Below are 8,217 nucleotides of genomic sequence, written 5' to 3' on the forward strand. Positions count from 1 at the left end.
TCCACGTAAGGTGAGGCCACCATTCAAACGGCGATGTCAGGGAGTTGAGCCGAGCATGCAGTGTCCCAAGTGCCATGCGGCCATGCACACGTACAACCGCAACGGCGTCCAGATCGAGCAGTGCAGCGGCTGCCGGGGCATATTCCTGGACTACGGCGAGCTGGAGGCCCTGACCCGCCTGGAGTCCCAGTGGGGCCAGCAGGTCCCGCCCGCCCCGCCGGCCTACCCGGCACAGCCCGCCCCGCCCGCTCCTTCCTGGGGCGCCCCCCACAAGGGGCACCACGGTGGCCATCACGGCGGCCACCACTACCGGCAGCGCGGCTTCGGCAGGATGCTCTTCTCGTCCTGAGCCGGAGACGGAAGAGCCCCCGACCGCGAGGTCGGGGGCTCTTCCGTGTGGTGCGCGATACTGGGATTGAACCAGTGACCTCTTCCGTGTCAGGGAAGCGCTCTCCCGCTGAGCTAATCGTCCTTGGAGGTGGAGACGGGATTTGAACCCGTGTAGACGGCTTTGCAGGCCGTTGCCTCGCCTCTCGGCCACTCCACCAGGAGTGAATACGGGGGTTCGGGAAGATCCCCCACATCGAGCGGACGACGAGATTCGAACTCGCGACCCTCACCTTGGCAAGGTGATGCTCTACCAACTGAGCCACGTCCGCTTGTCGTTTCCGTTCCGCTTGCGCGTCCCGGCGACGTGTTGAACTCTAGCGGATTCCCGGGCCAGTACAAAAACGCGTTTCCGCAGCGTGCTGACCTGCGCGCCCTTCGGTGTGCCCGGTGGGGCCCCACGGAGGGTTCGCACGGCGTTCACTCACCGTGTTCCCGGGGGTGCGGGGAGCCCCGCCGGGCGCACCGCTCGACCTCCCGTCCCCTCCGCGACGTCGCGGGTCCCGGTGTTCCTCCGTGCGCGACCCGTGCCCGCGTCCCGGCGGACCTAGACTCGATGCGTGCACGACCTTGCTCCCCTGGCCCGCTTCGGCGGCCTCGTCGCGACCGACCTCCGGGACGTCACCCACGACCCCGAGGCGCTGGACTCCGCAGGCTTCTGGGCCGTCTGCGCGGACTTCGAAGGGCGCCTCACCTGCGCGCGCTTCGGGGACGTCCGGCCCGATCCGGTCCCCGCGCCCGTCCCGGGTGCCTGGCGCGGTCCCGCGGCCGGTGACTGGGTGTCCTCGCTCGACCGCGCCGCGTACACCGCGGGTGTCCGGCGGGTGCGCGAGCACATCGCGCGCGGCGAGGTCTACCAGGCGAACCTCTGCCGAGTGCTGACCGCTCCCTTGCCGGACCCGGCCACCGCCGATGTGGACGCACTCACCGCCCTCCTCGCCCGGGGGAACCCCGCTCCCTATGCCGGAACGATCCGCCTGCCCGCCCACGGCGTGGAGATCGCCACCGCGTCCCCCGAGCTCTACCTGCGCCGCACGGGCGCACGGGTCGCTTCGGGACCCATCAAGGGCACCGGACGCACCGTCGCCGACCTCCTGCCCAAGGACCACGCGGAGAACGTGATGATCGTCGACCTGGTCCGCAACGACCTGGGGCGGGTCAGCGAGACCGGTTCGGTCGCCGTCCCCGACCTCTGTGCGGTCGAGGAGCACCCCGGCCTCGTCCACCTCGTCTCCACCGTGACGGGAGTGCTCCGCGAGGACGCCGGTTGGCCCGGACTGCTCGCCGCCACCTTCCCGCCCGGCTCCGTCACCGGCGCGCCCAAAACCAGCGCGCTGCGGATCATCGAGGCCCTGGAGACCGTGCCCAGGGGCCCCTACTGCGGAGGCGTCGGGTGGGTCGACGCCGATGCGCGCACCGCGGAGCTCGCCGTCGGCATCCGCACCTTCTGGATCGACCGTCCCGAGGGGGTGCTCCGCTTCGGCACGGGGGCCGGGATCACCTGGGGTTCCGACCCGGAACGCGAGTGGGAGGAGACCGAGCTGAAGGCGGACCGGCTGGTCGCGATAGCGTCGGGCGCCTACGAGTCGGACGCCCGTGGGGCGAGCGAAAGGGCCACTCCTCGATGAAACTCTGGGTCAACGGTGGGCTGCGCGATGCGGAGGCCGCAACGGTCTCCGTACTGGACCACGGACTGACCGTCGGTGACGGCGTCTTCGAGACGGTCAAGGCGGAGCGTGGAGAAACGTTTGCTCTAACGCTCCACCTGGAGCGGCTCGCCCGCTCCGCCCTCGGTCTGGGCCTACCCGGACCCGATCTCGACGAGGTCCGCCGCGCTTGCGCCGCGGTCCTCGAGGCCAATCCGATGGAGCTTGGTCGACTCCGCATCACGTACACCGGAGGGCTCTCCCCGCTGGGCTCCGAACGCGGTGACGCCGGAACCAGCCTGGTCGTCGCCCTCGGCGAGACGGGGCGGCGCCCCGACACCACGGCCGTGATCACCGTCCCCTGGACCCGCAACGAGCGCGGAGCCCTCACGGGCCTCAAGACCACCTCGTACGCCGAGAACGTGATGGCCCTCGCCAGGGCGCGGGAGGCCGGTGCCTCCGAGGCGCTCTTCGCCAACACGACGGGGCGGCTCTGCGAGGGCACCGGCTCCAACGTCTTCGTCGTGGTCGACGGTCGGATCCTCACCCCGCCCGTCTCTTCCGGTTGCCTCGCGGGCATCACCCGGGCCCTCGCCGTGCAGTGGACCGGCGCGGAGGAGGTCGAGTTGCCGTTCGAGGTGCTGGAGGACGCCGACGAGGTCTTCCTCACCTCGACCCTCCGCGACGTCCAGGCCGTGCACCGGGTCGACGGCCGCACGCTCACGGGTGCCCCCGGCCCCGTGACCGCCAAGGCGATGCGCGTCTTCGACGAGCGCGCAGCGGCGAACCGGGACCCGCAGCTCGGTTGAATCCGGATGACGTATCGGCGCGGGGTGGGTAGAACACGGGGGATGACCACCACCCTGCGGCCGTCCGAGCCGCTTCAGCAGTCCGCCGACGGCGGCCGTTCCCGCACCTACGACATCTGCGTCAACAGCCGCCGGGTCGGCTCCGTCCACGTGGCCACCGACCCGGCCTTCGGTGCTGCATCGGGCCTGATCGAACGCCTTCGGGTCGAGGAGCCGGATCGCGGTCGGGGCCGGGGCACCGTGGCGGCGCTCGCCTCCGAGGAGGTGCTGCGGAGCTGGGGGTGCGGTGAGGTGCAGGTCTCGGTGCCCGCGGACGCCGAGGCCGCGCTGCGGTTGGCCCGCTCGCTCGGTTACACCGAGCGCAGTCGGAACATGGCCAAGGAACTGCCGGCGGCGCCGCCCGAGCTGCCGGAGGGCTTCGCGTACCGGCCGGTCACGGAGTCGGAGTTCGAGGAGTGGTCGGCCGCGTCCCGCGCCGCCTTCGCGCAGAGCTGGATCGACCGGGGCGTCCCCGAGGAGCAGGCGCTCGCCAAGGCGGAGGACGGTCGTCGCCGGTTCCTCCCGCAGGGCCTCGCCACCCCGGGCGTGACGGTTGTCGTCGGTCTGCGCGACGGACGGGTGGTGGGCCATCTGTGGGTGGGCCGGATGGAGTGCGACCAGGGGGCCGGCACGGCCTTCGTCTTCGAGGTCGAGGTCGTCGAGGGGGAGCGCGGCAAGGGGTACGGCAGGGCGCTCATGCTGCTCGCCGAACGCATTGCCCTGGACGCCGGGGAACGGCTCGTCGAACTGCACGTGTTCGCAAACAACATCCCGGCCATCCGGCTCTACGAGTCGCTCGGCTACCGGGCGACGTGCATCAACAGTGCGAAGCCACTGCTGTAGGGGCTTCCCGGTGGGCCGGGCGGCCGGCGCGGCGGGGCGCCTCGACGGCCGCGGGGCGCGGGCCGGACGGAGGCCCGTCGACGGGATGCCGGGCCCGGCCGAGCGCCTGGCCGGGAGGCTCCGGCCTCGGCGCAGTCCCCTGCAGAAGGCTGCCGAGATCGCTCAGGACCCGTCGAGGAGGCGGTCGGCGATCTGCTCGATCCGCTCCCGCAGTCCCTCCTGGCTCTGCCCGCCGTCCAGTCGCTCCCCGCCGATGACGTAGGTCGGAGTCCCGGTGACCTTGATGGCCTTGCCCTCGGCCTCGTCAGCGTCCACGGTCAGCAGGTGCCGACCGTCGATCAGGGCGGTGTCGAACTCCTCTGCGTCCAGGCCGAGTTCCGTTGCCACTTCCAGCAGGAGCGGTTCGCCCCGCTCGCCGAGCTCGGCCGTCCTCGCCAGCAGGGCCTCCGCGTACGGCCACCCCTTGCCCTGCTCGACCGCCTCCTCGACGGCCTGGGCGGCGGCGTACGCGTGCTTGTGCTTGGCCAGCGGGAAGTGCCGCAGCTGGACGTCGAGCCGGTCGCCGTACTTCTCCCGCAGCGCGTGGACGTCGCCGAGGGCCTGGAAGCAGTCCGGGCACTGGAGGTCGAACCACGCCTCCAGGGCGACGGCCGGGGAGGGGGTGGTGGTGGAGTCGTTCATGTCTGCAGTCTCCCACTGGGACCGGAGGAGGAGACCCGGCGGGGGCGACCCGGAGATCTCCCTGAGACCAGCGGCGGGGCATGGCCCCGGGCGGCCCGGCGGTGCAGGATGGAAGGGACGTATCGCCCGGCACCTGGAGGACCGCATGCTTGCCGAGACCATCTGTTCCGCGGCGTCCGCGGCGGGCCTGGGCATCGCCGCGATCTCGGCGTACCGGAAGCGCTTCCTGACCGCCGCCCGGATCGCCGCCTACGCCCTGGTGCCGCTCGGCCTGGTGATGACCGGCGCCGTCGACTGGATCGCCGACACGGCGTTCAGCCCGATGGCCTGGGCGGGCTTCGGCGTGCTCGGCACCGCCTGGTTGCTGTTCCTGTCCACCCGGGCCGTGGAGCGGCGCAGGGCCGGCCGTCCCCAGGACGTCGGAGAAGCCGCTCCCGGAGCCGTGGCTCCGGCCGCATCGGCGCCTGCGCGCGCCGTGAAGGCGAAGCCGCAGTCCGCTGACCAGCCCGCCGGCGAGGACTTCAGTGACATCGAAGCGATTCTGAAGAAGCACGGAATCTGACCGCTTCTGGCGATTCGGGTGTCCGTCCCCGTTCGGTGATCCACGGGAAGGAGTGAACTGCCCCTGCAAAGGCGCGTGTTGCGGGATGCGGGGGCGCTGGGTGCGCCATCATCCCCCCGAGATGCTGGATACCTCGCGGGAACCCGTCCCCGCCACCACCGATGCCCCTGCTGAAGAGCCCCGCGGCTGCCTGTTCGCGCTCTCCCAGCCGCCGCTGATGATTTTCCTCGGGGTGATCGGCTGCCTACTCCTGGTGGCCGCCGTGCACGACCTCTTCCTGCTGTGACTCCGGGGGAGGGGTCAGCCGGCCGCTTCCTTGCGGCGTGCTCGGTACGCAGCCACGTGGAGCCGGTTGCCACAGGTGCGGCTGTCGCAGTAACGGCGCGAGCGATTGCGGGAGAGGTCCACGAAGGCCCTACCGCAGTCCGGTGCTTCGCAGCGCCGCAGGCGCTCCTGCTCGCCCGCCACGACGATGAAGGCGAGGGCCATGCCGCAGTCGGCCGCGAGGTGGTCGGCCACCGAGGCGCCCGGCGCGAAGTAGTGCACGTGCCAGTCGTAGCCGTCGTGGTCGGTGAGCTGCGGGGTGGTGCCCGCGCCCGCCACCAGCTGGTTGATCAGCGGTGCGGCGATCCGGGCCTCGGGGGCGGAGAAGACGGCGGCGAACTTCTCGCGCACCTCGTGCACGGCGCGCAGGTCGTCGGGGTTGAGCGCCCCCACCCCGCTGACCTTGTGTGCGCGCAGGAACGCATGGAGTTCGGAGACGTCCGCGAGCGCGTCGTCGCGGTCGCCCTGAGGCGAGGTGTTCATCAGATCGACGACGGTGTCGAGGGCGATCCGGGTGTCGTGGGGGATCAGCACGATTCGCTCCCTGGCCGGCCGCGGGCGGGTGCCCGCGGAATGGCGCTGACTCTAGCGCGCCCCGGAAAAGCGCACCGACGCCCACCACCGCGCCGGCTGCGCGGGAGTGGGCGTCGGATCTCGTGCCTGTGTGGTTGACCGCCCGGCGCCGTCTCCCCGAGTCGGACGGCGCCGTGCGGTGATCGACCTGGCTCAGCTGTCGGCCAGGATGTGGGAAAGCTCCGTATCGAGATCGAAGTGCCGGTGCTCGGTGCCCGGTGGCACGGCGGCGTCGGTCCTCTTGAGGAACGACTCCAGGGCCCTCGCCGGGGCCTCGAGCAGGGCTTCTCCTTCGGGAGAGCTCAAAGCGATGCAGACGACTCCCTGACCGTGGCTGCGGGACGGCCAGACGCGGACGTCGCCCGTGCCGGTGGGCCGGTGCAGCCCCTCGGCGAGAAGGTCGCGGGCGAAGACCCATTCGACCGTCTCTTCGGCTCCGGTGTGGAAGGTGGCGTGCACGGCATACGGATCGGCCGTGTCATACCGCAGGCCCGCGGGTACAGGCAGTGAGGACTCGCTCGACACAACGAGGCGCAGGTGCAGCTCGCAGCTGACCGTGGTGTTCATAAGCGCCAGGGCCTTTCGCTCAGTGTGCGCTCGGGGATTCGCACGTCGGCGAAATCGACATGCCACCTCCGGTGCCGTTGTAAACCCCTCTGTCGTTTTTGTGGCTGTTCAGGTCGCTCGTATGGATGCGTGTGACCTGGGGTAATACCACCGTTCCGGTAAGGGCTCGCCGTCCGGTAGGTTGGGCGGCATGAATGCGGAGAGTGACGAGCGTACGGGGGATTCCGCAGGCGGTCAGGAGGCCGAACTGGGATCCCGCGCGCCGGAGTTCATCAAGTCGCGCAGGGGCCTGCACCTGAGCTGGCAGGTCGGCGTCTTCATCGTCGGACTGGCCGTGGTCGGCGCCGGAGTGGTGATGCTGCCGCTCCCCGGACCCGGCTGGCTGGTCATCTTCGCCGGCATGGCGATCTGGGCGACCGAGTTCGTCTGGGCGCAGCTCGTGCTGCGCTGGACCAAGCGCAAGGTCACCGAGGCTGCGCAGCGGGCCCTCGACCCCAAGGTCCGCCGCCGCAACATCATCCTCACCGTGACCGGTCTGGTGATCGTCGCCGTCCTGCTCGGCGTCTACCTGTGGAAGTTCGGCTTCGTCATGCCGTGGAAGATCGACGAGTGATCCGCGGGTGGTTCGGTACCCCCGCTGACATGGGGTAATGTTTGCGGTGCGCCCGGGCGATTAGCTCAGTGGGAGAGCACTTCGTTCACACCGAAGGGGTCACTGGTTCGAACCCAGTATCGCCCACCACCCGGATCGAAGGCCCGGAGACGGAACAACGTCTCCGGGCCTTCGGCGCATTCACCGCATCCGCATCAAACGCTCTCGCAGCCCCTTGGCGTCCCGCAGCCGCTGCTCGTAGGTGGCGCCCGTCGCGAGCAGCAGCAGGCCCGCCAGGGCCGGCGGCAGCCAGCGCGGAAGCGCGCCCACCACCTGCACCACGTACGGCGCCAGCTCGTGCAAGCCGTCCAGGGCGAGCGCCGCACCGCCCAGCACCAGCAGCGCCTGCAGCCGGAACCGGGCACCGAGCAGCGTCACCGCGAGGGCCGCCACCCCCAGGGCCAGCGGCCGGGCCCACCCCTGGTCCGTCCAGGCCGCCAGGAGGCTCGGCACCAGCGTCGCCGCGAGGCCGGGGCCGTACGCCGTCCACGAGGAGGCCTCCGGGTCCCGCCGTCGCCGCGAGAGCCCGACGACCAGTGCCGGCACGGTCACCGGGAGCGCGTACGCCTCCGGGGCCGTCACGTCCCACACGGCGAGCCGCACCCATGCGGCCAGGAGGAACAGCACGGCCGCCGTCCAGGAGGCCGACCGTCGCCGCTCCGGTCGCAGCGCCGTCGCCGAAGCGATCACTCCGCAGAGGGCCAGTGCGAGCGCCAGGAAGGCGGGACGAGGAGCGGTGATCCCGAGGGCGAGCGCCCCGACGGCCGCGCCGGCGACCTCGGCGGGCAGGCCCACCGGTCGGGGGGCCCTGGAGGCGACCGCGGCGGCCCCCGCCGGCACGAGCAGCAGGGCGAGCGCCGTCCACTGGTCCTCGAACCCGCCGGCAGCCGCCACCGCGAACACCGTTCCGGCCGCCGCGAGCACCGCCGTGGCGGCGGACGCCCCCCGGCGGGCGCCCGCGCCGAGCGCCGCGAGCCCCGAGAACAGTGCGAACACCGCGCCGAGCACGAGGAAGGTGGCCGTCCGGACGTCCAGGGCCAGGGCGACCGCGTCCACGGCGGACACCAGGCCGACGGCGAGAGCACCCCATCCGAGAGCGGTTCCGGGCCGCACCACGGGTGCCTGCCCCCGCGG

The 8,217-nt window shown here is 71.6% G+C and carries 11 protein-coding genes and 3 tRNA genes; 8 read left to right on the forward strand and 6 right to left on the reverse strand.

What is annotated here, in order from left to right:
• Window positions 1–55 precede the first annotated feature (55 nt).
• Window positions 56–349, forward strand: a complete 294-nt coding sequence (locus tag ACFW2Y_RS21695; protein ID WP_384881582.1) for a zf-TFIIB domain-containing protein — start codon at window positions 56–58, stop codon at window positions 347–349.
• Window positions 350–473: 124 nt separating this feature from the next.
• Here ACFW2Y_RS21695 and ACFW2Y_RS21700 read toward each other — a convergent pair.
• Together ACFW2Y_RS21700 and ACFW2Y_RS21705 are read right to left on the reverse strand one after the other, a co-directional pair.
• Window positions 474–547, reverse strand: a tRNA-Cys gene (locus tag ACFW2Y_RS21700).
• 39 nt (window positions 548–586) lie between these two features.
• A tRNA-Gly gene (locus ACFW2Y_RS21705) sits at window positions 587–659 on the reverse strand.
• 288 nt (window positions 660–947) lie between these two features.
• Between ACFW2Y_RS21705 and ACFW2Y_RS21710 the strand changes: the two genes are divergently transcribed.
• The 3 genes from ACFW2Y_RS21710 to ACFW2Y_RS21720 are packed head-to-tail and all read left to right on the forward strand — an operon-like array spanning window position 948 to window position 3,724.
• On the forward strand, window positions 948–2,015 hold the full coding sequence (locus tag ACFW2Y_RS21710; protein ID WP_384881585.1) for a chorismate-binding protein: 1,068 nt from the start codon (window positions 948–950) through the stop codon (window positions 2,013–2,015).
• Window positions 2,012–2,842 (forward strand): aminotransferase class IV, encoded by an 831-nt coding sequence (locus ACFW2Y_RS21715; protein ID WP_384881588.1) that lies wholly within the window; start codon window positions 2,012–2,014, stop codon window positions 2,840–2,842. The genes ACFW2Y_RS21710 and ACFW2Y_RS21715 overlap by 4 nt, the downstream gene beginning before the upstream one ends.
• 42 nt (window positions 2,843–2,884) lie before the next feature.
• Window positions 2,885–3,724, forward strand: coding sequence for a GNAT family N-acetyltransferase (locus tag ACFW2Y_RS21720; RefSeq protein WP_384881591.1), 840 nt, complete (start codon window positions 2,885–2,887; stop codon window positions 3,722–3,724).
• Window positions 3,725–3,886: 162 nt separating this feature from the next.
• Here the strand turns inward: ACFW2Y_RS21720 and ACFW2Y_RS21725 are convergent, their stop codons facing one another.
• The gene (locus tag ACFW2Y_RS21725) at window positions 3,887–4,405 is read right to left on the reverse strand and encodes a DsbA family protein (protein ID WP_384881594.1); all 519 of its coding nucleotides are present in this window, start codon (window positions 4,403–4,405) and stop codon (window positions 3,887–3,889) included.
• 145 nt (window positions 4,406–4,550) lie between these two features.
• On the opposite strand from ACFW2Y_RS21725, the gene ACFW2Y_RS21730 reads away from it, so the two are divergent.
• Entirely contained in the window at window positions 4,551–4,967 is a 417-nt protein-coding gene (locus ACFW2Y_RS21730) for a hypothetical protein (RefSeq protein ID WP_384881597.1), read from the forward strand.
• Window positions 4,968–5,088: 121 nt separating this feature from the next.
• Window positions 5,089–5,253 carry a hypothetical protein gene (locus ACFW2Y_RS21735; RefSeq protein ID WP_384881600.1) on the forward strand — a complete coding sequence of 55 codons (165 nt, stop codon included), beginning with the start codon at window positions 5,089–5,091 and terminating at the stop codon, window positions 5,251–5,253.
• Window positions 5,254–5,267: 14 nt separating this feature from the next.
• On the opposite strand, the gene ACFW2Y_RS21740 is transcribed toward ACFW2Y_RS21735, so the two are convergent.
• A complete protein-coding gene (locus ACFW2Y_RS21740; protein ID WP_384881602.1) occupies window positions 5,268–5,825 on the reverse strand; it encodes a CGNR zinc finger domain-containing protein in 558 nt (185 codons plus the stop codon).
• A 192-nt stretch (window positions 5,826–6,017) separates the two neighbouring features.
• The gene (locus ACFW2Y_RS21745; RefSeq protein ID WP_015032345.1) at window positions 6,018–6,431 is read right to left on the reverse strand and encodes an SsgA family sporulation/cell division regulator; all 414 of its coding nucleotides are present in this window, start codon (window positions 6,429–6,431) and stop codon (window positions 6,018–6,020) included.
• Window positions 6,432–6,621: 190 nt separating this feature from the next.
• On the opposite strand from ACFW2Y_RS21745, the gene ACFW2Y_RS21750 reads away from it, so the two are divergent.
• Together ACFW2Y_RS21750 and ACFW2Y_RS21755 are read left to right on the forward strand one after the other, a co-directional pair.
• Window positions 6,622–7,044, forward strand: coding sequence for a TIGR02611 family protein (locus ACFW2Y_RS21750; RefSeq protein WP_384881605.1), 423 nt, complete (start codon window positions 6,622–6,624; stop codon window positions 7,042–7,044).
• Window positions 7,045–7,098: 54 nt separating this feature from the next.
• A tRNA-Val gene (locus ACFW2Y_RS21755) sits at window positions 7,099–7,173 on the forward strand.
• Window positions 7,174–7,224: 51 nt separating this feature from the next.
• Here the strand turns inward: ACFW2Y_RS21755 and ACFW2Y_RS21760 are convergent.
• A partial coding sequence (locus tag ACFW2Y_RS21760; protein ID WP_384881608.1) for an SCO7613 C-terminal domain-containing membrane protein occupies window positions 7,225–8,217 on the reverse strand: 993 nt, incomplete at its 5' end.

Source organism: Streptomyces sp. NPDC058877 (assembly GCF_042742855.1).
In the GTDB taxonomy this organism is placed as follows: Bacteria; Actinomycetota; Actinomycetes; order Streptomycetales; family Streptomycetaceae; genus Streptomyces.

Coding starts and splice junctions, on each gene's coding strand:
- ACFW2Y_RS21720 (WP_384881591.1), top strand. CDS start 2,885: ATGACCACCACCCTGCGGCCGTCCGAGCCGCTTCAGCAGTCCGCCGAC.
- ACFW2Y_RS21725 (WP_384881594.1), bottom strand. CDS start 4,405: ATGAACGACTCCACCACCACCCCCTCCCCGGCCGTCGCCCTGGAGGCG.
- ACFW2Y_RS21735 (WP_384881600.1), top strand. CDS start 5,089: ATGCTGGATACCTCGCGGGAACCCGTCCCCGCCACCACCGATGCCCCT.
- ACFW2Y_RS21715 (WP_384881588.1), top strand. CDS start 2,012: ATGAAACTCTGGGTCAACGGTGGGCTGCGCGATGCGGAGGCCGCAACG.
- ACFW2Y_RS21750 (WP_384881605.1), top strand. CDS start 6,622: ATGAATGCGGAGAGTGACGAGCGTACGGGGGATTCCGCAGGCGGTCAG.
- ACFW2Y_RS21695 (WP_384881582.1), top strand. CDS start 56: ATGCAGTGTCCCAAGTGCCATGCGGCCATGCACACGTACAACCGCAAC.
- ACFW2Y_RS21730 (WP_384881597.1), top strand. CDS start 4,551: ATGCTTGCCGAGACCATCTGTTCCGCGGCGTCCGCGGCGGGCCTGGGC.
- ACFW2Y_RS21745 (WP_015032345.1), bottom strand. CDS start 6,431: ATGAACACCACGGTCAGCTGCGAGCTGCACCTGCGCCTCGTTGTGTCG.